Annotated in this window: 16 protein-coding genes and 1 tRNA gene; 14 read left to right on the plus strand and 3 right to left on the minus strand. The window is 63.7% G+C overall.

What is annotated here, in order from left to right; translation table 11 throughout:
* Positions 1 to 26: 26 nt before the first annotated feature.
* Entirely contained in the window at positions 27 to 836 is an 810-nt protein-coding gene (gene tcdA / locus APH44_RS21630) for a tRNA cyclic N6-threonylcarbamoyladenosine(37) synthase TcdA (protein ID WP_065862293.1), read from the minus strand.
* Positions 837 to 1,053: 217 nt separating this feature from the next.
* Between tcdA and APH44_RS21635 the strand changes: the two genes are divergently transcribed.
* The 4 genes from APH44_RS21635 to APH44_RS21650 all read left to right on the plus strand — a co-directional run bounded on the left by APH44_RS21635 (position 1,054) and on the right by APH44_RS21650 (position 6,206).
* Positions 1,054 to 3,645, plus strand: a complete 2,592-nt coding sequence (locus APH44_RS21635) for a glycosyltransferase (RefSeq protein ID WP_054894464.1) — start codon at positions 1,054 to 1,056, stop codon at positions 3,643 to 3,645.
* A 200-nt stretch (positions 3,646 to 3,845) separates the two neighbouring features.
* Entirely contained in the window at positions 3,846 to 4,997 is a 1,152-nt protein-coding gene (dapE, locus tag APH44_RS21640) for a succinyl-diaminopimelate desuccinylase (RefSeq protein ID WP_054894465.1), read from the plus strand.
* Entirely contained in the window at positions 4,997 to 5,809 is an 813-nt protein-coding gene (locus tag APH44_RS21645) for a putative RNA methyltransferase (RefSeq protein WP_054894466.1), read from the plus strand. Before dapE ends, APH44_RS21645 begins: the two co-directional genes overlap by 1 nt.
* A gap of 19 nt (positions 5,810 to 5,828) precedes the next feature.
* Entirely contained in the window at positions 5,829 to 6,206 is a 378-nt protein-coding gene (locus APH44_RS21650; RefSeq protein ID WP_054894467.1) for a hypothetical protein, read from the plus strand.
* A gap of 64 nt (positions 6,207 to 6,270) precedes the next feature.
* Here APH44_RS21650 and APH44_RS21655 read toward each other — a convergent pair whose 3' ends face one another.
* Complete coding sequence (locus tag APH44_RS21655) at positions 6,271 to 6,480, minus strand: cold-shock protein (RefSeq protein ID WP_029614930.1); 210 nt, start codon at positions 6,478 to 6,480, stop codon at positions 6,271 to 6,273.
* A 231-nt stretch (positions 6,481 to 6,711) separates the two neighbouring features.
* Here APH44_RS21655 and plsB point away from each other — a divergent pair, with 231 nt between their 5' ends.
* From plsB to APH44_RS21685, 6 genes are all read left to right on the plus strand, one after another.
* A complete protein-coding gene (gene plsB / locus APH44_RS21660; RefSeq protein WP_054894468.1) occupies positions 6,712 to 9,198 on the plus strand; it encodes a glycerol-3-phosphate 1-O-acyltransferase PlsB in 2,487 nt (828 codons plus the stop codon).
* Positions 9,199 to 9,392: 194 nt separating this feature from the next.
* Entirely contained in the window at positions 9,393 to 9,791 is a 399-nt protein-coding gene (locus APH44_RS21665; RefSeq protein WP_054894469.1) for a YbaY family lipoprotein, read from the plus strand.
* Between the two features lie 33 nt (positions 9,792 to 9,824).
* Positions 9,825 to 10,511, plus strand: a complete 687-nt coding sequence (locus tag APH44_RS21670) for a DUF4197 domain-containing protein (RefSeq protein WP_054894470.1) — start codon at positions 9,825 to 9,827, stop codon at positions 10,509 to 10,511.
* A 452-nt stretch (positions 10,512 to 10,963) separates the two neighbouring features.
* Entirely contained in the window at positions 10,964 to 11,845 is an 882-nt protein-coding gene (locus tag APH44_RS21675) for an alpha/beta fold hydrolase (protein WP_054894471.1), read from the plus strand.
* Between the two features lie 111 nt (positions 11,846 to 11,956).
* A tRNA-Gly gene (locus APH44_RS21680) sits at positions 11,957 to 12,030 on the plus strand.
* 203 nt (positions 12,031 to 12,233) lie between these two features.
* The gene (locus APH44_RS21685; protein ID WP_054894472.1) at positions 12,234 to 13,934 is read left to right on the plus strand and encodes a SulP family inorganic anion transporter; all 1,701 of its coding nucleotides are present in this window, start codon (positions 12,234 to 12,236) and stop codon (positions 13,932 to 13,934) included.
* On the opposite strand, the gene APH44_RS21690 is transcribed toward APH44_RS21685, so the two are convergent.
* Positions 13,935 to 15,005, minus strand: coding sequence for a glycerophosphodiester phosphodiesterase family protein (locus APH44_RS21690; protein ID WP_054894473.1), 1,071 nt, complete (start codon positions 15,003 to 15,005; stop codon positions 13,935 to 13,937).
* Positions 15,006 to 15,133: 128 nt separating this feature from the next.
* On the opposite strand from APH44_RS21690, the gene APH44_RS21695 reads away from it, so the two are divergent.
* The 4 genes from APH44_RS21695 to APH44_RS21710 all read left to right on the plus strand — a co-directional run bounded on the left by APH44_RS21695 (position 15,134) and on the right by APH44_RS21710 (position 20,386).
* On the plus strand, positions 15,134 to 16,153 hold the full coding sequence (locus tag APH44_RS21695) for a DUF4917 family protein (protein ID WP_054894474.1): 1,020 nt from the start codon (positions 15,134 to 15,136) through the stop codon (positions 16,151 to 16,153).
* A gap of 87 nt (positions 16,154 to 16,240) precedes the next feature.
* A complete protein-coding gene (locus APH44_RS21700) occupies positions 16,241 to 16,768 on the plus strand; it encodes an RNA polymerase sigma factor (RefSeq protein WP_054894475.1) in 528 nt (175 codons plus the stop codon).
* Entirely contained in the window at positions 16,765 to 17,718 is a 954-nt protein-coding gene (locus tag APH44_RS21705) for a FecR domain-containing protein (RefSeq protein WP_054894476.1), read from the plus strand. Before APH44_RS21700 ends, APH44_RS21705 begins: the two co-directional genes overlap by 4 nt.
* Before the next feature lie 115 nt (positions 17,719 to 17,833).
* Entirely contained in the window at positions 17,834 to 20,386 is a 2,553-nt protein-coding gene (locus APH44_RS21710; RefSeq protein ID WP_054894477.1) for a TonB-dependent receptor, read from the plus strand.
* The last annotated feature ends 43 nt before the right edge of the window (positions 20,387 to 20,429 follow it).

Below are 20,429 nucleotides of genomic sequence, written 5' to 3' on the forward strand. Positions count from 1 at the left end.
GTTTACCCGCGAAGAAGCCCCCGCGCTTATTGCGCCTTGACCCGCTCCGAGGGCCGCCGCGCCCCCGCCACCAGCTTCTCCACCGCCTTGCTCACGGCCACCATGCCGAAGGTCGCGGTGACCATCATCACCGCGCCGAAGCCCCCCGAGCAATCCAGGCGCACGCCTTCCCCCACGAAGCTCTTCTGCAGGCAAACACTGCCATCGCCCTTGGGATAGCGCAGTTGCTCGCTGGAGAACACACAGGGCACCCCGTAATTACGGCTGACATTGCGCGAGAAGTTGTAGTCCCGGCGCAAGGTGGAACGTACCCGCGACGCCAGTGGGTCATTGAAAGTCTTGTTGAGGTCGCCAATCTGGATCTGGGTCGGATCGATCTGGCCGCCCGCACCACCTGTGGTGACAATCGCAATCTTGCGTCGGCGGCACCAGGCGATCAGCGCGGCCTTGGCCTGCACGCTGTCGATGCAGTCGATCACGCAATCCAGCGACTCGGTGATGTATTCGAGCATGGTGTCACGGGTGACGAAGTCAGCGACCGCATGCACGGTGCAGGCCGGGTTGATCGCACGCAGGCGCTCGGCCATGACCTCGACCTTCGAGCGCCCCACCTGCCCCTCCAGTGCATGGGCCTGGCGATTGGTGTTGCTGACGCAGACATCGTCCAGATCGAACAGGCTGATTTCGCCCACGCCACTGCGCGCCAGGGCTTCTGCCGCCCAGGAACCCACACCGCCAATGCCGACGACCGCCACGTGGGCCTGACGCAGACGTTGCAGGCCGTCATCGCCGTACAGCCGGGCGACACCGGCAAAGCGTGGATCTTCTGTGCTCATGTTCATACCCCGAAAAAACCGGCGCGCATTATATGCCATGCGGACACGCCGGTGCGGGCTTGTCGACATGAGGGGGCTCTTCGCGCGGCGCGCGTTCATTAGGAAACAGCCTACTAATCCTGCTTTAATGTCTTATCAAACAAGCAGATCTGGACGACAACAGAGCGGGATCCACGACGCGAGCTTCCCGCTCCCTGCCTCGGAAACTGAATCACCTATGTCATCACGCAAATTCGGTCTCAACCTGGTAGTGGTGCTGGCCATTGCCGCGCTGTTCACCGGCTTCTGGGCGCTGATCAACCGCCCGGTGTCGGCCCCTGCCTGGCCAGAACAGATCTCCGGCTTCTCCTACTCACCCTTCCGTCTCGGTGAAAGCCCGCAAAAGGGCCAGTACCCCAGCGAAGACGAGATGCGCCAGGATCTGGAGCAACTCAGCAAGCTCACCGACAGCATCCGTATCTACACCGTCGAAGGCACCCAGGCGGAAATTCCGCACCTGGCCGAGGAGCTGGGTCTGCGTGTGACCCTGGGCATCTGGATCAGTACGGACCTGGAGCGCAACGAGCGCGAGATCGAAAAAGCCATCGGCCTGGCCAACAGCTCGCGCAGCGTGGTGCGAGTGGTGGTGGGCAACGAAGCACTGTTCCGCGAAGAAATCACGCCAGAGGCGCTGATCAAGTACCTGGACCGAGTGCGCGCCGCAGTCAAAGTCCCCGTTACCACCAGTGAGCAATGGCACATCTGGAAAGAGCATCCGGAACTGGCCAAGCACGTCGACCTCATCGCCGCGCACATCCTGCCTTACTGGGAGTTCGTACCGGTGGGCGACTCGATCCAGTTCGTGCTCGACCGCGCCCGCGACCTCAAGCGCCAGTTCCCGCGCAAACCCTTGCTGCTCTCGGAAGTGGGCTGGCCGAGCAATGGCCGCATGCGCGGCGGCGCCGATGCGACACAGGCCGACCAGGCGATCTACCTGCGCACCCTGGTCAACACCTTGAACCGCCGCGGCTTCAACTACTTCGTGATCGAAGCCTACGACCAACCCTGGAAAGCCAGCGACGAAGGCTCGGTGGGCGCCTACTGGGGCGTGTTCAACGCCGAACGCCAGCAGAAATTCAACTTCGAAGGGCCGGTGGTTGCCATTCCACAATGGCGAGCCCTGGCCGTGGCTTCGGTGGTGCTGGCGATGATCGCCCTGACCGTGCTGCTGATCGACGGCTCGGCCCTGCGCCAACGCGGACGCACCTTCCTGACCTTCATCACCTTCCTCTGCGGGTCGGTGCTGGTGTGGATCGCCTACGACTACAGCCAGCAGTACAGCACCTGGTTCAGCCTGACCGTAGGCTTGCTTCTGGCCCTCGGCGCCATCGGCGTGTTCATCGTCTTGCTCACCGAGGCCCACGAGCTGGCCGAGGCCGTATGGATTCACAAGCGACGACGCGAGTTCCTGCCGGTGCAGGGCGACGCTGCGTACCGGCCCAAGGTCTCGGTGCACGTGCCGTGCTACAACGAGCCACCGGAGATGGTGAAACAGACCCTCGACGCCCTCGCCGCCCTGGACTATCCAGACTATGAAGTGCTGGTGATCGACAACAACACCAAGGACCCGGCCGTGTGGGAGCCGCTCAAGGCCCACTGCGAGAAACTCGGCGAGCGCTTCCGCTTCTTCCACGTGGCACCGCTGGCCGGCTTCAAGGGCGGCGCGCTGAACTACCTGATCCCGCACACCGCCAAGGACGCCGAGGTGATCGCGGTGATCGACTCGGACTACTGCGTCGACCGCAACTGGCTCAAGCACATGGTGCCGCACTTCGCCGACCCGAAGATCGCCGTGGTGCAGTCGCCGCAGGACTACCGCGACCAGCACGAGAGCGCCTTCAAGAAACTGTGCTACAGCGAATACAAGGGCTTCTTCCACATCGGCATGGTCACCCGCAACGACCGTGACGCGATCATCCAGCACGGCACCATGACCATGACCCGGCGCAGCGTGCTCGAAGAGCTGGGCTGGGCCGAATGGTGCATCTGCGAGGATGCCGAGCTGGGCCTGCGAGTGTTCGAGAAGGGGCTGTCGGCTGCCTACGCCCACAACAGCTATGGCAAGGGCCTGATGCCCGACACCTTCATCGACTTCAAGAAACAGCGCTTCCGCTGGGCCTACGGCGCCATTCAGATCATCAAGCACCACGCCGGCGCCCTGCTGCGCGGCAGGAACAGCGAGCTGACCCGTGGCCAGCGCTACCACTTCCTGGCCGGCTGGCTGCCATGGATCGCCGATGGCATGAACATTTTCTTCACCGTCGGCGCACTGTTGTGGTCGGCGGCGATGATCATCGTGCCGCATCGCGTCGATCCACCGCTGATGATCTTTGCCATCCCGCCGCTGGCGCTGTTCTTCTTCAAGGTCGGCAAGATCGTCTTCCTCTACCGCCGTGCGGTGGGGGTCAACATGAAGGACGCCTTCGCCGCCGCCCTGGCCGGCCTGGCGTTGTCGCACACCATCGCCAAGGCAGTGCTGTACGGCTTCTTCACCAGCAGCATGCCGTTCTTCCGCACCCCCAAGAACGCCGACAGCCATGGCGTGCTGGTGGCGATCTCCGAGGCGCGCGAAGAACTGTTCATCATGTTGCTGCTGTGGAGCGCCGCGGCCGGGATCTACCTGGTGCAAGGGCTACCCAGTTCCGACATGCGCTTCTGGGTAGCGATGCTGCTTGTGCAGTCGCTGCCGTACCTGGCGGCTTTGGTGATGGCGTTGCTGTCGTCGCTGCCCAAGCCAGGAGAAAAGGCCGCCGAACCGCAGCAGGCCTGATGTAACTGGCGCTGCTTCGCAGCCCATTCGCGGGCAAGCCCGCTCCTGCAGGTACCGTACCGGTGCGGTGGACCGTGCATGGGCTGGCAGGGGCGAACCACCGCTGCGACTTGCCGGCGAATGAGCCGTGAAGCCTGAAATCATTTGATATAAGATAACGCCCCCAAGATTTCCCGCCTTGCCTTGCCCCGGAGTCCCCCATGACGGCCCCAGCCGAGCTCTCGCCCACCCTTCAACTGGCCTGCGACCTGATCCGTCGCCCCTCGGTGACGCCGGTCGATGCCGACTGCCAGACCCAGATGATGAACCGCCTGGGTGCCGTCGGCTTCCAGCTCGAGCCGATGCGCTTCGAGGACGTCGACAACTTCTGGGCCACCCATGGCAACCAGGACGGCCCGGTGTTGTGCTTCGCCGGTCACACCGACGTTGTGCCCACCGGCCCCGTGCAGCAATGGCAGCATGAGCCTTTCGACGCCCTGATCGACGCCGACGGCATGCTCTGCGGCCGCGGTGCTGCCGACATGAAAGGCAGCCTGGCCTCGATGGTGATCGCCAGTGAGCGCTTCGTGAACGATTACCCCAATCACCGCGGTAAGGTGGCCTTCCTCATCACCAGCGACGAGGAAGGCCCGGCGCATCACGGCACCAAGGCCGTGGTCGAGTTGCTCAAGGCCCGCAACGAGCGCCTGGACTGGTGCATCGTCGGCGAGCCGTCGAGCACCACGCTGCTCGGGGACGTGGTCAAGAACGGCCGTCGCGGCTCGCTCGGCGCCAAGCTGACCGTGCGCGGCAAGCAGGGCCACGTGGCCTACCCGCACCTGGCCCGCAACCCAATTCACCTGGCCGCACCGGCCCTGGCAGAACTTGCCGCCGAACACTGGGACGAGGGCAATGCCTTCTTCCCGCCGACCAGCTTCCAGATTTCCAACCTCAACTCCGGCACCGGCGCCACCAACGTGGTCCCGGGCGACCTGATCGCGCTGTTCAACTTCCGCTTCTCCACCGAGTCGACCGTCGAAGGCCTGCAGCAGCGGGTCGCAACGATTCTCGACAAGCACCAGCTGGACTGGTCGATCGACTGGGCGCTGTCGGGCCTGCCGTTCCTCACCGAACCGGGTGAGCTGCTCGGTGCGGTGTCATCGAGCATCAAGGCCGTCACCGGTCGCGACACCCAGCCGTCCACCAGCGGCGGCACCTCCGATGGCCGCTTCATCGCCACCATGGGCACCCAGGTGGTCGAACTGGGTCCGGTCAACGCCACCATCCACCAGGTGGACGAGCGTATCCTGGCCAGCGACCTGGACCTGCTGACCGAAATCTACTACCAAACCCTGGTGCGGTTGCTCGCCTGATGCTTGCCTGCCCCCTCTGCCAGGCGCCCCTGGCGCAGCTCGACAACGGCGTGGCCTGCCCTGCCGGCCACCGCTTCGACCGCGCCCGCCAAGGCTACCTGAACCTGCTGCCAGTACAGCACAAGAACAGCCGCGACCCGGGCGACAATCAAGCGATGGTCGAGGCCCGCCGCGACTTCCTCGACGCCGGTCACTACGCTCCGGTAGCCGCGCGCCTGGCGCAACTGGCCGCCGAGCGCCAGCCTGCAACGTGGCTCGACATCGGCTGCGGCGAGGGCTATTACACCGCGCAGATCGCCCAGGCGCTGCCAACGGCAGACGGCTATGCGCTGGACATCTCCCGCGAGGCAGTCAAGCGGGCCTGCCGCCGCGCGCCGCAGTTGACCTGGATGGTCGCCAGCATGGCTCGAGTGCCGATGGCGGACGCCAGTTGCAACTTCATCGCCAGTGTCTTCAGCCCGCTGGACTGGGCCGAAGCCAAGCGCCTGCTCGCCCCAGGTGGCGGCCTGATGCGGGTCGGACCGACCAGCGGCCACCTGATGGAGCTGCGCCAGATGCTCTACGATGAAGTGCGCCCCTACGCTGACGACAAGCACCTGGCCTTGGTCCCGGACGGCATGCAGCACGCCCATGAAGAGGTGCTCGAGTTCACCCTGACACTGCGCGAAGGCAAGGCCCGCGCGGACCTGCTGGCGATGACCCCGCACGGCTGGCGCGCCAGCGCCGAGAAACGTGCCAGCGTGATCGAGCAGCCTGAGCCGTTCGACGTCACGGTTTCCATGCGTTATGACTATTTCGTGCGCCAAGACTGAGCACACCCGGAGCCCTGAAATGCGCCAACCCGATATCGAGATCTACCTCAAGGACGCCGACGTCGATCACAAGCAGATCGCCGACTGGCTGACCCAGGCCCTGGGCCCATGCAGCGAATGGAAACAGAAAGGCCAGACCTTCAAGTGCACAGCCGGTAACATTCCGGTCACCTGGTTACCCAAGGCTGTAGGGAAATGGAACAGCCTGTACCTGGAAAGCGATCAGACGCCGTGGGCCGATGACGTCGCTTGCGCCCGCGCCGCCTTCGCTGCGCTCAATGTCGAAGTGCGCTGCGCGCCGGGCAGTTGGGTCGAGGAGGATGGTGAAGAGGATGCCGATCGCTGGATCCGCATCAGCGCCGACGGTGAAGAGGAAATCACCTGGCGCACCAGCTGAAAAAGCTCGCATCAGGCTGCAAGTTCCACGGACAACCTGCAGCTTGAAGCGTGCCGACTAGGTGTCAGAGACCGACCACGTCCTCTGCCTGCAGGCCTTTCTGGCCCTGCACCAGGGAGTATTCGACCTGCTGTCCCTCGACCAGGGTACGATGCCCCTCACCGCGGATCGCACGATAGTGGACGAACACATCCGCTCCCCCTTCGCGCTGAATGAAGCCAAAACCCTTGGCATCGTTGAACCACTTCACATTCCCAGTCTCACGAGACGACATCTGAAACACTCCGGATTTTTATTTTGAAGATCGCCTTGCAGGCACAGGGTCTCCTCCCTGTGCCGACACTGCTTGAGGAAATTTCCTGCAAGGTGCGGACCGAGTATATGACAGAGAACAAAAAAATTTGATGACTGGCCCGTGGATGGCCGATTTTTGCTGAACTTATGCAGATACAGCAGCCTAACTTGCTGGTATATCACCTGTTACATTTTCCAGGGCAGACACCCCATGACCCGTTCCCCCCTGCGCCGCCTGATCTTCGGCGCCCTGCGTCGCGTGCTCTATCTGTGGGTGCGATCCGAAACCATCAATCAGTCTTCGCTGACGCTCCAGCTCGACCGCAGCCGCCCGGTGTTCTATGCCTTGCCCTCGCCGTCGCTCACTGACCTGGCGGTGGTCGACCGCGAATGCACCAAGGCGGGGCTGCCACGCCCCGTGTTGCCCGTTGCCGTTGGGCCGCTGCACGAACCTGCGGCGTTCTTCTACCTCACCCCAGACCCGGACTGGCTAGGCCGCCAGGACAAACGCGGCGCGCCCCCCACCCTGGAGCGCCTGATCGCGGCCATTGGCGAACATGCCGAAGAGGATGCGCAAATCATTCCGGTCAGCGTGTTCTGGGGGCAGACCCCGGCCAGCGAATCCAGCCCGTGGAAACTGTTGTTCGCCGACAGCTGGGCAGTCACCGGCCGTCTGCGCCGGCTGCTAAGTGTGTTGATCCTCGGCCGCAAGACCCGCGTGCAGTTCTCCGCGCCGATCCACCTGCGTGAACTGGTGCAGCACAACAAGGGCCAGGAGCGTACCGTGCGCATGGCCCAGCGCCTGCTGCGCGTGCATTTTCGCAACCTCAAGACCGCAGTGATCGGGCCGGACATCTCGCACCGACGCAACCTGGTCAAGGGCCTGGTCCATGACCCGCTGGTACGCCAGGCAATCAGCGATGAAGCCGAGCGCGAGAAGATCCCCTACGCCAAGGCCGAGGCCAAGGCGCTGCACTACGGCAACGAGATCGCCTCGGACTACACCTACACCGCGATCCGCTTCCTGGAAGTGGTGCTGAGCTGGTTCTGGAACAAGATCTACGACGGCATCAAGGTCAACCACATCGAACAGGTGCAAGGCATCGCACCGGGCCACGAAGTGATCTACGTGCCGTGTCATCGCAGCCACATCGACTACCTGCTGCTGTCGTACCTGTTGTTCCGCAATGGCCTGACGCCGCCGCACATCGCCGCCGGCATCAACCTCAACATGCCGGTGATCGGCGGCCTGTTGCGCCGCGGTGGTGCGTTCTTCATGCGCCGGACGTTCAAGGGTAACCCGCTGTACACCGCAGTGTTCAACGAGTACCTGCACACCTTGTTCACCAAAGGCTTCCCGGTGGAGTACTTCGTCGAGGGCGGACGCTCGCGCACCGGGCGCATGCTGCAGCCACGCCCGGGCATGCTGGCGATCACCCTGCGCAGCTTCCTGCGTTCCTCGCGCACGCCGATCGTCTTCGTGCCGGTCTATATCGGCTATGAACGCGTACTCGAAGGCCGTACCTACCTGGGAGAGCTGCGCGGTGCGAGCAAGAAGAAAGAGTCGATTTTCGACATCTTCAAGGTCATCGGCGCCCTCAAGCAACGCTTCGGCCAGGTCTATGTCAACTTTGGCGAACCGATCCGCCTGGGCGCGTTCCTGGACCAGCAGCAACCTGGCTGGCGCGAGCAAGACCTTGCCCCGCAGTTCCGCCCGGCCTGGCTCAACGACACCACCACACGCCTGGGCCAGACGGTTGCCCAACACCTGAACGGTGCGGCAGCCATCAACCCGGTCAACCTGGTAGCCCTCGCGCTGCTCTCGACCAGCCGCCTGGCGCTCGACGAGCGCGCCCTGATCCGCGTGCTCGACCTCTACCTGGCCCTGCTGCGCCAGGTGCCCTACTCAAGCCACGTGACCCTGCCCGAAGGCGACGGCAAGGCGCTGATCGAACATGTCAGGGGCATGGAGTTGCTGGCCGAACAGAAGGACGCCCTGGGGCGTATCCTCTACCTGGACGAAGCCAATGCGGTGCTGATGACCTATTACCGCAACAACGTCCTGCACATCTTCGCCCTGCCGGCGCTGCTCGCCAGTTTCTTCCTCAGCAGCTCGCGGATGAGTCGCGAACTGGTGGGGCAATATGTCCAGGCGCTGTACCCGTACCTGCAGGCCGAACTGTTCCTGCGCTGGACACCGGAGCAACTCGATGAGGCCATCGACCAATGGCTGAGCGCACTGGTCGAGCAAGGCCTGCTGCGCTTCGAGAACGGCGTGTACCTGCGTCCGGCGCCCAGCTCGCGCCAGTTCGTGCTGCTCACCCTGTTGGCCCGCGCCATCACCCAGACGCTACAGCGTTTCTACATGGCCACTTCGCTGCTGCTCAACAGTGGCCAGCACAGCCTGAACGCCGAAGAACTGGAAGACCTGTGCGTGATGATGGCCCAGCGCCTGTCGATCCTGCATGGGCTCAATGCCCCGGAGTTCTTCGACAAGACCCTGTTCCGCCACTTCATCCAGACCCTGGTGCGTGAAGGCGTGCTGCTGCCGGATGGCAATGGCAAGCTCGGCTACCACGACAAACTCGCCGAGCTGGCCGAAGGCGTCGCCAAGCGGGTGCTGTCGGCGGAGCTGCGCTTGTCGATCCGGCAGGTGGCGCTGCATAGGGACGACACCGGAGAACAGGCTATCGCCTGATCCAGGGTTGGCCTTTTCGCAGGCAAGCCCACCCCTGCAAGATTTTGTGGGAGCGGGCTTGCCAGCGAAAAGGCCAGCGCGGCAAATGCTCCGGGCATGGCGCTGAGCACCGGACAGATTTCCTTCCCCACCCGCCATTGCGCTAAAGTCCCAGTGGTCGGCCACAAGCCCACGCCAAGGACTGCGGAGATTCCATGAAAAAACTTCTCACGCTGTGCTGCGCCACCCTGCTCACAGCCTGCTCCAGCCATACCCCGTCCCACCAGGCCAGCCTGGAAGGCGAAGTCTTCTACCTGCAGCGCATTGCCCTGCCGCCTGCCGCCACGCTCAGCGTGAGCCTGCAGGATGTCTCGCTGATGGACGCCCCGGCCGTCACCCTGGCCAGCCAGTCAGGCCCGGTAAAAGGCAACGTGCCACTGCCGTTCCAGCTCAGCTACGACCCAGCCAAGGTCCAACCGGGTCATCGCTACGCCGTCAGCGCGCGTATCGAGCTCGATGGCAAGTTGCTGTTCATCAACACCGAACACCACGGCGTCCGACTCGACGGCAGCGACCCGCAACCTGTGCGGATCAAAGTCGATCAGGTGCGCTGATTCCGCTTCATTTCTGCCCATAAGGAAGTCTCCATGATTCGCTCCTCCTTGCGCTTCACTACCCTGTGCGCCGGCTTGCTGCTGTCGGCCAGCGCCCTGGCCCTGTCGCTTGGCGACCTGTCCCAGAGCGACGCCTCCGGCGGCCTCAAGGACGCCCTGACTCAGGGCGCGCAGATTGCCGTCAAGCAGTTGAGCACCCCTGGTGGCTTCAACAACAACCCTGACGTGCGCATCGAACTGCCCGGAAACCTGGGCAAGGCCGCCAAAGCGATGAAGATGTTTGGCAAGGGCGATCAGGTCGATGCCCTGGAAAATAGCATGAACAAGGCTGCCGAGGCTGCCGTGCCACAAGCCCAGGCGATTCTCGTGGATGCGGTGAAAAAGATGACCGTCACCGATGCCAAGGGCATCCTCAGCGGTGGTGAGGATTCGGCCACCCAGTACCTGAACAAGAGCAGCCGCGAGCAGATTCGCGCCAAGTTCCTGCCGATCGTCAAGCAGGCTACCGACAAGGTCGGTCTGGCCCAGCAGTACAACAGCTTCGCCGGCCAGGCCAAGGGGCTGGGCCTGATCAAGGACGACGCCAATATCGAGAACTATGTGACCGAAAAGGCCCTGGATGGGCTGTTCGAAATGATTGCCAAGCAAGAACAGAGTATCCGCCAGAACCCGGCACAGGCCGCGACCAGCCTGGCCAAGAAAGTGTTCGGCGCACTCTGATTCGCCCAACGTCACTGCCTGAACGTGCATCGCGGGCAAACGCCCGCGATGCCACCCCAGCCCACGCCCATGGGCGCCGCCAGAACGACCATCCGGCGGTTTTGCGCAAAAGATCCCCCAGGCGGCACTTGCACGATCCGCGCACGGCTGCTTGAATCCAATTCGTCAGTCTTCATGTGACCCATCGGTCACTCATGGAGTCCAAGACGCCTTTTGCTGGCCACCCAAGGTCTCGATGCCTTGGGGCACGGCAGATCGCCCGCCTACAACAATACCCGTCGACCCGCGCAACCGGGATCGGCACTGGGCCCCCGGTTTCACTTCAAGGCGAATGCCTACCTGTCATATGGAACGTGCACCCTAGGGTTCTGCGCAGCCTTCTCGAGCGATCGATACGACTGAGCAGGCCACTAGATGACGCGAGTGCCCTTTTTGCGCCAGGAGTCGATGACATGAGGCCAGAAATCGCTGTACTTGATATCCAAGGTCAGTACCGGGTTTACACGGAGTTCTATCGCGCGGAAACGGCAGAGAAGACGATCGTCCTGATCAACGGCTCGCTGGCCACCACGGCATCTTTTGCCCAGACGGTGCGCAATCTGTATCCGCAATTCAACGTGGTGCTGTACGACCAGCCCTATGCCGGCAAGTCCAAGCCACACAACCGCCAGGAACGTCTGCTCACGAAAGAGACCGAAGCGCATATCCTGCTGGAGCTGATCGAGCACTTCCGTGCCGATCACGTGATGTCGTTCTCCTGGGGCGGCGCGTGCACCCTGCTGGCACTGGCGCACCAGCCACGCCTGGTGAAGAAGGCGATCGTCAGTTCGTTCTCGCCGGTGATCAACGATCCGATGCGCGACTACCTGGAGCGCGGCTGCCAGTACCTGTCGGCCTGCGATCGCTATCAGGTCGGCAACCTGGTCAACGACACCATCGGCAAGCACCTGCCGTCGCTGTTCAAGCGCTTCAACTACCGCCACGTGAGCAGCCTGGACAGCCACGAGTACGCACAGATGCACTTTCACATCAACCAGGTGCTGGATCATGATCTGGAGCGGGCATTGAAGGGCGCGCGCAACATCGATATTCCGGTGCTGTTCATCAACGGCGAACGTGACGAGTACACCACCGTCGAAGATGCCCGGCAGTTCAGCCGCCATGTGGGCAAGAGCCAGTTCAGCGTGATTCGCGATGCCGGCCACTTCCTCGACATGGAACACAAGACCGCCTGCGAGGATACCCGCAACGCCATGCTTGGTTTCCTCAAGCCGGCACGCGAGCCCCGTCAACGCTACACCTACGTGCAGGGGCAGCATGCGCTGGCCATCTGAGCAGCCCGGCGACCTGTGGCCGTTACCCGCCGGTTCAGGTCGTCGACAGGCTTTTTTACAACCCTGGGCTTCTCATGAGGCTTGGGTTCTGGTAAAAAGTCGCGCTGCGAAGCGGGTATAGTTTAGTGGCAAAACGAAAGCTTCCCAAGCTTTAGTTGAGGGTTCGATTCCCTCTACCCGCTCCAGATTCCTCGCCTGAAACCCCTGGTTTCAGCGCCCGTAAAAAGAGCCGTCGGCTCTTTTTTCGTTTCTGCATCTTCCATTGATCTGGCCCATGGCCGCCCCCTTGCCGATCCGCTTGAATGCGCGGCCGGATTTCGCTTGCAAGCGAGACGGCTTCGGGTGCATATCGCCTACTCTACCCAGAGACATTTCCAAGGGACTGCCCATGTTTCTCTCCCGCTGGTTGCCCGGCCTGGCCAACCTCCTGCACTACCGTCGCGAGTGGTTCCACGCCGACCTGCAGGCGGGCCTGTCAGTGGCCGCGATCCAGATCCCGATCGCCATCGCCTACGCGCAGATTGTTGGCTTGCCGCCGCAGTACGGCCTGTATGCCTGCGTACTGCCGATGATGGTCTACGCCCTGATCGGCAGCTCGCGGCAATTGATGGTCGGCCCCGATGCCGCCACTTGCGCAATGATCGCTGGGGCTGTGGCGCCCTTGGCAATGGGCGATCCGCAGCGCATCGCCGAATTGTCGGTGATCGTCACGGTACTGGTCGGGGTGATGCTGATCGCGGCAGGCCTGGCCCGCGCCGGGTTCATCGCCAGCTTCTTTTCGCGGCCGATCCTGATCGGCTACCTCAACGGTATCGGCCTGAGCCTGATTGCCGGGCAACTGTCGAAAGTGGTCGGGTTCCGCATCGAGGGCGATGGCTTCGTGCTGAGTCTGATCAATTTCCTCGAGCGCCTGGGTGAGATCCATTGGCTGACTCTGGTCATCGGCCTCGGTGGCCTGGCCCTGCTGATCTGGCTGCCCAGGCGCTATCCGAGGTTGCCTGCGGCACTGGTGACTGTGGCAGTGTTCACCGTGCTCGCAGCCCTGTTCGGTCTCGACCGATTCGGCGTAGCGATCCTCGGCCCAGTGCCTGCGGGCATCCCGGAGCTGGCCTGGCCACAGAGCAACCTGGCCGAAACCAAGAGCCTGCTGCGCGACGCGCTGGGTATCGCCACGGTCAGCTTCTGCAGCGCTATGCTCACCGCGCGCAGTTTCGCCGCGCGGCATGGCTACGCGATCAATGCCAACCACGAGTTCGTCGCCTTGGGTGTGAGCAACCTGGCCGCTGGCATCTCCCAGGGCTTCGCCATCAGCGGAGCAGACTCGCGCACCGCGGTCAACGATATGGTCGGTGGCAAGAGCCAGTTGGTGGGCATCATCGCCGCGCTGGTGATCGCGCTGATCCTGCTGTTCTTCACCGCACCCATGGCCTGGATCCCCCAGGCCGCCCTGGGCGCCGTGCTGTTGATGGCCGGTTGGGGCCTGATCGACTTGAAGTCCCTGGGCAAGATCCGGCGCCTGAGCCGCTTCGAGTTCTGGCTATGCCTGCTGACCACCATCGGCGTGCTTGGCCTGGGCGTGCTGCCGGGCATCGTCTTTGCCGTGACCCTGGCCATCCTGCGTCTGCTCTACACCATCTACCAACCCACCGACGCCGTGCTCGGCTGGGTACCGGGTATCGAAGGCCAGGTCGACGTACGCCAGCACCAAGACGCGCGCACGGTACCAGGCCTGGTGGTGTATCGCTTCGATGACGCGATCCTGTTCTTCAACGCCGACTACTTCAAGATGCGCCTGCTCGAAGCCCTGCAGCGCGAGCCCGAGCCCAAGGCCGTGCTGTTCGATGCCGAGGCCGTGACGAGCATCGATGTCAGCGGCATCGCCGCCCTGCGCGAAGTGCGCGACACCCTGCAAGCGCAAGGCGTGCACTTCGCCATCGCCCGCGCCCGCGGCACCTTCCTGCGCATGCTGGTGCGCTCGGGGATGGCGCGGGAGATGGAAGACAAGCTGCTGTTCGGCTCGGTCCGCGCCGGTATCCGCGCCTATCGGGTGTGGCGTAACAGGGAGCGCAGCACAGCGCAAAACGTGTGATCAGTAACCCAGCGCCTTCAACAACTGCGCCTCGGCCGGTACCTGCGCTCGCCCATAAAAACGCAGCAGTTCCCCGGCCCGGTTGGTGAAGATGCCATCCACCCCCGCCTTCATCGCCTTGTCGAAGTCCACGCGCTCATCGAGGGTGTAGACATGCACCAGCAAGCCGCGCTCATGGCTGGCCTTGTTCATCCATGGCTTGATCAGGTCGGCATAGCTCTGCTCGCCCAGATTGCTGCGTACCGCCGAAGGCCCTGTACCGATGGCGCCACCGGCCTTGGCCGCATCCAGCCAACGGAGGAATTCCTCACGATCCTTCGGTTCCTGGCGGGCATAGAACGCGGCCTTGTCCTGTTCAGCGGAATCGGCAAAATCCTTGCCCGACTTCGGCTCGATGCTGTCCTTGCCGATCCACAGCAGCAGGATCTTCGGCACCTGTGGCATCTGCTGGTGCAGCAGCGCCAGGCTGTTGCGATCGAACGTCTGCAGGATCACCCGGCCCGGCTTGTCGAGCCAGCCGCGAGCCTTGAGTTTTTCCTTGAGCTGCTTCTCGATGCCCGGAAACTGCTTGGGCACCTTGGTCTCGATGTACAGCCCCGGATGGCGCTCGGGGTTGCCTTCGGCGATATCGATCACTTCGTCCAGCGTCAGGATCTGCAGCTTGCCGAACGACTCACGGGCACGATCCGGGTAGGCCTTGTTGAACCAACTGCCGGCATCGAGCGACTTCAACTCGGCGAGGGTGAAATCGCTGACCGGGCTCTTCGCCCGCTCGGGGAAGCGCTCGGCCACATCGCTGGTACGCGCCAGCACATCGTCATGCACCACCACCAGCACGTTGTCGCGGGTGCGCTGCAGGTCGAGCTCCAGGTAGTCGGCGCCAAGCTCACGGGCCAGCAGATAGGCCGCTCGCGTCGATTCGGGGGCATCGAAGGAGGCGCCGCGGTGGGCGATCACCGCCGGATGGGGGACATGCTGGGCCTTGGCCAGGGAGGGGCCATCGCTGGCGCCAGCGTTCATCGCGCAAAGGAGCAGGGCCAGGCCCATTGCCGGAAGAGCAGGTATACGCATTCATCGATCCTCTTGGGCTGCGCGTTCAGAAGGGAAGCTGCGCAGCTGATTCCTTGGAGACGCAAGCCTCTCACAGCTTGGATGACATGCTAAAGTCCCCGCGTTCACCCTTGCACCACGGATGCGCGATGCCCTCTCTCGATTCCCAGCTGGCCAACTGGCCCGATCTCAACGCCCGCCACTCCTGCACCGCCCTGCTGGTGGGCAACGGCGCCAGCCGGGTGCTGTGGAAGCCGTTCGGCTACTTCTCGCTGTTCGAACAGGCGCAGCGCGCGGGACGCAAGAGCGGCCTGGCGATCAGCGACCAGGCGCTGTTCAAGGCCTTGGGCACCGAGCTGTTCGAACCGGTGCTGAGCACCCTGAACACCACGGTACGGGCCAACGCGGCCCTGGCGATCAACTCCACCGCGCCGCTGAACCGCTACTACTCGATCAAGGAAGCGTTGATCCACGCCACCCGGACGGTGCATCCGCCGCACACGCTGTTGTCGAGCGCCACTCTGGCGTCGATCAACGCCGCACTGCGCCAGTACCGCAGCGTCTACACCAGCAACTACGACCTGATCCTGCCCTGGGCCATCGAACATGCGCCACAAGGTTTCGCGCAGCTGTTCGATGACGAAGGCTTCTTCGATGTACGCCGCACCGCCAGCACCGGCACCCGGGTCCTGCACCTGCACGGTGGCATGCACCTGCTCAAGCTGCCCGACGGCAGCACGCGACAGCGCAGCGCTGTCGGTAGCGAACTGCTCGACGGCTTCGCCGTGAACATCCCTGGCGAGGTGCCGCTCTTCGTCAACGAAGACCGCAGCGAGCAGAAGCTGCGGGCGATCCGCAACTCGGACTATCTGTCCTGGAGCCTCGCGCAGTTGGCCACCGAACACGACGGTCTGTGCCTGTTCGGCCACCACCTGGACAGCAGCGACGACCACCTGCTGCAAGCCATTCACCAAGCCCGCCCCAAGCACTTGAGCATCGCCATCCGGCCTCTGAACGAAGCCTCGATCATCAACCAGAAGCAGCACTTTTCCAAGCGCTTCGCAGATCTTGCTGGCGTTTCCCTGCACTTCTTCGACGCCACCAGCCACCCGCTCGGCGCCGCGGAACTGGCACTGCCGGTGCCGTTGGCGCAAGCGCGACGTCACTGACAATTCATCCGCGGCGATCTGGTAAATGTAAATAATTCTCGATAAGATCCGCACCCTTTCCTTCCCAGGCCAGCCCGGAAAGCGTGCATGCAGCGCCTCAAGCCCGACCCAGCCACCCAGGACACCTGCCGCGGCTTCTATGCCGAGATCCTGCATTTCCTGCGCAAGCGCATGGACAATGCCAGTGACGCCGCCGACATGACTCAGGATGTCTTCACCCAATGGCTGGGCTACCGCGACCGGGCCAAGGTCGAGCAACCCCGCGCCTTTCTGTTCCAGGTGGCGCGCAACTTGCTGAGCGATCACTGGCGTCGGCAGAAGGTGCGCCATGCCGTGCTCGACGACCAGGCCCAGGACGAAACAGCGGCCGACAACGACCCGCTTGACCACGCCCAGCACACGCAACGCCTGGATCAATTGCGTGAAGTGCTCGGCGAACTCTCGCCGCGGCGACGAGAAGCCCTTATGCTGCACCGCTTCGAAGGCCTGACCCAGGCACAGATCGCTGAACGCATGGATATTTCCGTAAGCATGGTCGAGAAGCACATCGCCGCCGCCCTGCTGCAATGCAAGCAACGGCTGGACAGTGACAATGGCAGGGAGCAGCCGCAATGAGCCTTATCGACGACATCGACCAGCACCCGATCGACGCCCAGGCGGCCAGTTGGTTCACGCGCAACCGCAATACGCCGTCGCGTGAGGAGCGCAAGGCTTTCGCCCTGTGGATCCAGCACCCGGAGCATGCGCGCGCCTATCGGCAGTTCGAACAGCTGTGGGACGACCTGGCGGCGCTCAAGCAGGCCAGCCAGCCTGTCGCCCTGCCGATACGCCAGCCGCCGCGCTGGCGTCCGGCTCTGGCAGTGGCTGCGGCGCTGCTGTGCGCGGTGCTGGCCAGCAACCTGGGCAGCACCACTGCACCGATGCATCAGAACCTGGCGGCCAGCAACAGCATGCGCACCCTGCGCCTGCCCGATGGCAGCCAGTTGTTCGTCAACGCCCAGACCCGCCTGCGCCTGGACTTCACCGCCGAACAACGATTGATCAGCCTCGAACACGGTCAGCTGTACATCGAGGTGGCACCCGACAAGGAGCGCCCGCTGTTCGTCGATGCCGGCAGTGCCCGCGTGCGCGTGGTCGGCACCGGCTTCGACCTGCGCCGTGGAGACCGCGAGCTGGCCCTGAGCGTGGCCCACGGCCAGGTCGTCTTCGAGACCTCGGGCGAACATCAGCCTGCGCTGCTGCTCGGTGCCGGACAACGCGTCACCTACGACCCGGCGCGCGGCACGCTGGTGCGCCAGGAGCTCGGAGAACAGCCGGTGGCCGACTGGCGCGATGGCCACGTGAGCTTTCGCAACCGTGAGCTGGCGAGCCTGATCGACGAACTGAGCCTGTACCGCCAGCAACCGGTGCTGCTCGCCGATCCGAGCCTGGGCCGCTACAAGGTGTCGGGCAATCTCGATGTGCACGATCCCGATGCACTGCTCACCGCCCTGCCCGCGTTGCTCCCGGTAAAAACCACGCTGCTCGGCGACGGCCGCCTGCGCATCGAACATCGCTCGAAATAAATTTGAGAATTTTTATCATTCGCAGGTGAGGGTTTTTCCCAACACCGCGTCTTCCTCCCCGCCTGCCGCGTGAACGGCGGGCTTTTTTCCGGCCATTTGCCGTTTGGGGGAATCCATGTTGCCTGCGTTGCGTCCGTTGAAAACCTTGCCCACTCGTCCCACCCTGCTCGCCCTGTGCCTGGCCATCAGCCTGGCCGCCGAAGCCGCGCCGCAGCAGTTCGACCTGCCCGCCCAACCGCTGGCGCGCTCGCTGAGCCAACTGGCGCAGCAGGCCAAGGTCCAGCTGCTGTTCGACGAAGCCCTGCTGCACAACGCCCAGGCCCCGGCCCTGCAAGGTGCCTTCGAGGCGCAGGAGGCGATCGCCCGCCTGCTTGCCGGCAGCCGCTTCAGCATGGTGCGCATGGGCAACACCTACGTGGTGCGGCTCAACGAAGAGCAACCGCAGGCCGACAACAGCATCCAGCTCGGCGCCATGAGCATCGTCGGCGACGGCCAACAGATCGGACCGCAGAACGTCGGACGCTCGACCCTCAACCAGGAACAGATCGACCGCTACCAGCCCAGCAACATCCCCAGCGTGCTCGCCACTCTGCCAGGCGTGAACATGGGCGGCTCGGCCAAGCCGGGCGGGCAGACCATCAACATCTGGGGCCTGGGTGACGCCGAAGACGTGCCGATGACCGTCGACGGCGCCACCAAGAGCGGCTTCGAACGCTACCAGCAAGGCACGGTGTTCATCGAGCCGGAGCTGATCAAGCACATCGAGGTAGAAAAAGGCCCGCACTCGGTCAAGACCGGCAACGGCGGTTTCGGCGGCAGCGTCAACATGACCACCAAGGACGCCGGCGACCTGCTCCAGGAAGGGCGCAACAGCGGCGCGATGGTCAAGTACGGCTACGCCAGCAACGACCACCAGCAGGTGTACAGCTCGGCGCTGTTCGGTCGCACCGAGGATGGCCGCTTCGATGGCTTGGCCTACCTGACCAAGCGCGACGGCGGCGACATGAAGCTGGCCAGCAACATCCCCGATCCCCAAGGCCGCTACCCGATCAACCCCACGCGCCTGCCCAACAGCGCCCTCGACCTGGACGGCGCACTGTTCAAGGGCAACGTGCATTTCAACGAAGAGCACAGCCTGGGCTTCTCCTGGTCTCAGTCACAGAGCGAACGCTGGGCGCCGTTCTCGTCCACCGCCTACCCCACGCCGCCCACCGCCGCCGACATCAAGAAGTACGGCTACGAAGCGGCGCTCAAACGCTTCCTGGCCAACCGCACCACCACCGACACCACCTGGTCGACCACCTACACCTACCAGCCGATCGACAACCGCTGGGTCGACCTGGAAGTGAAGTACTCCGACTCCGACACCAAGCAGACCGACGAGCGCCTGGCCACGGCGTTCTTCCAGCCGGCTACCGGCGGGCGCAAGATGGACACCGAGTACCGCGACCGTATGCTCGCCGTGACCAACACCAGCCTGTTCGAGACCGGCGTGCTGGAGCACGCACTGACGGCGGGCGTGCAAGTGCGCCGCCACGACCGCGACACGCAGATGTGGATGCCGGGCGGCATCTACGACACGCCGCGCTACAACTACGGCCACTACCAGCCGTACTTCATGCCCAGCGGCAAGGTGCAGAGCCAGGGCTACTACCTGCAGGACGCCGTCACCCTGGGTGATGTGACCATCACCCCGTCGCTGCGCTACGACCAGGTGACCAACGAGGGCAAGCCCAACGATGCCCCGCTGTACAACAACCCGGCCGCGGGCCACGACTACAGCGACAAGACCTACAGCGGCTGGTCGCCACGTCTGTCGGTGTTCTGGAAGGTCACGCCCAACACCGCCCTGTTCGCCGACTACAGCAAGACCTGGCGGGCGCCGGTGCTGGACGAGCAGTACGAAGTCCAGGGCAGCGGTAGCCGCACCGCCACCAGCCGCAACCTGGACCCGGAGCGCATCACCGCCCTGCGCGTGGGCAGCGTGTTCGACTTCGACAACCTGGTGCTGGCCAACGACAGCGCCCAAGTGCGCACCACGCTGTTTCGCAACCACATCGAGGACGAGATCTTCAAGGCCACCGGCATCGGCTGCCCACAACAACTGGTCACCGGTGGCAGCATCGCCAACACCTGTGGCGGCGGGCTGATGTCCAACTACCGCAACATTGGCGATGTGGTGATCAAGGGCTTCGAGGTCGAGAGCTTCTACGATTCGACCTACCTGTTCGGCTCGGCGTCGTTCTCCTGGATCACCGGCCGTCACCAGGGCGCCTACACCAACCCCTGGGGCCCGGATGTGTGGGCCAAGGATATTCCCGCGCCGAAATGGATCACCACGCTGGGGGTGAAGATTCCGGCCTGGGATGCGCGGATCGGCTGGACCGCGCAGTTCGTGCGCAAGACCGACCGCCTGCCAAGCGACAAGTACTACGAGGGGCCGGCCAGCGTACTGGGTGACCGTTACTACGATCAGTTCGCCAACAGCAGCTACCAGATCCACGGCCTGTTCGCCAATTGGAAGCCGCAGCAGGCCTACCTGAAAGGTACCGAGGTCAACCTGACGGTGGACAACCTGTTCAACGAGTCGGCCCGACCGGAGTTGTCGGGGGAGAATGCGCTGATGCAAGGGCGCAATGCCAAGATCAGCGTGACGCGGTTCTTCTGATTGTTGCCAGTCGCGGTGGAGGCGAGTTTGTCGGGGCGCCGAA

The sequence above is a fragment of the Pseudomonas sp. NBRC 111143 genome (genome assembly GCF_001320965.1).
GTDB classification, from domain to species: domain Bacteria; phylum Pseudomonadota; class Gammaproteobacteria; order Pseudomonadales; family Pseudomonadaceae; genus Aquipseudomonas; species Aquipseudomonas machongensis.

What these genes read in the sequence shown, in the direction of transcription:
- tcdA (WP_065862293.1), bottom strand. Translation starts at nt 836, where the DNA reads ATGAGCACAGAAGATCCACGCTTTGCCGGTGTCGCCCGGCTGTACGGC.
- APH44_RS21635 (WP_054894464.1), top strand. Translation starts at nt 1,054, where the DNA reads ATGTCATCACGCAAATTCGGTCTCAACCTGGTAGTGGTGCTGGCCATT.
- dapE (WP_054894465.1), top strand. Translation starts at nt 3,846, where the DNA reads ATGACGGCCCCAGCCGAGCTCTCGCCCACCCTTCAACTGGCCTGCGAC.
- APH44_RS21645 (WP_054894466.1), top strand. Translation starts at nt 4,997, where the DNA reads ATGCTTGCCTGCCCCCTCTGCCAGGCGCCCCTGGCGCAGCTCGACAAC.
- APH44_RS21650 (WP_054894467.1), top strand. Translation starts at nt 5,829, where the DNA reads ATGCGCCAACCCGATATCGAGATCTACCTCAAGGACGCCGACGTCGAT.
- APH44_RS21655 (WP_029614930.1), bottom strand. Translation starts at nt 6,480, where the DNA reads ATGTCGTCTCGTGAGACTGGGAATGTGAAGTGGTTCAACGATGCCAAG.
- plsB (WP_054894468.1), top strand. Translation starts at nt 6,712, where the DNA reads ATGACCCGTTCCCCCCTGCGCCGCCTGATCTTCGGCGCCCTGCGTCGC.
- APH44_RS21665 (WP_054894469.1), top strand. Translation starts at nt 9,393, where the DNA reads ATGAAAAAACTTCTCACGCTGTGCTGCGCCACCCTGCTCACAGCCTGC.
- APH44_RS21670 (WP_054894470.1), top strand. Translation starts at nt 9,825, where the DNA reads ATGATTCGCTCCTCCTTGCGCTTCACTACCCTGTGCGCCGGCTTGCTG.
- APH44_RS21675 (WP_054894471.1), top strand. Translation starts at nt 10,964, where the DNA reads ATGAGGCCAGAAATCGCTGTACTTGATATCCAAGGTCAGTACCGGGTT.
- APH44_RS21685 (WP_054894472.1), top strand. Translation starts at nt 12,234, where the DNA reads ATGTTTCTCTCCCGCTGGTTGCCCGGCCTGGCCAACCTCCTGCACTAC.
- APH44_RS21690 (WP_054894473.1), bottom strand. Translation starts at nt 15,005, where the DNA reads ATGCGTATACCTGCTCTTCCGGCAATGGGCCTGGCCCTGCTCCTTTGC.
- APH44_RS21695 (WP_054894474.1), top strand. Translation starts at nt 15,134, where the DNA reads ATGCCCTCTCTCGATTCCCAGCTGGCCAACTGGCCCGATCTCAACGCC.
- APH44_RS21700 (WP_054894475.1), top strand. Translation starts at nt 16,241, where the DNA reads ATGCAGCGCCTCAAGCCCGACCCAGCCACCCAGGACACCTGCCGCGGC.
- APH44_RS21705 (WP_054894476.1), top strand. Translation starts at nt 16,765, where the DNA reads ATGAGCCTTATCGACGACATCGACCAGCACCCGATCGACGCCCAGGCG.
- APH44_RS21710 (WP_054894477.1), top strand. Translation starts at nt 17,834, where the DNA reads ATGTTGCCTGCGTTGCGTCCGTTGAAAACCTTGCCCACTCGTCCCACC.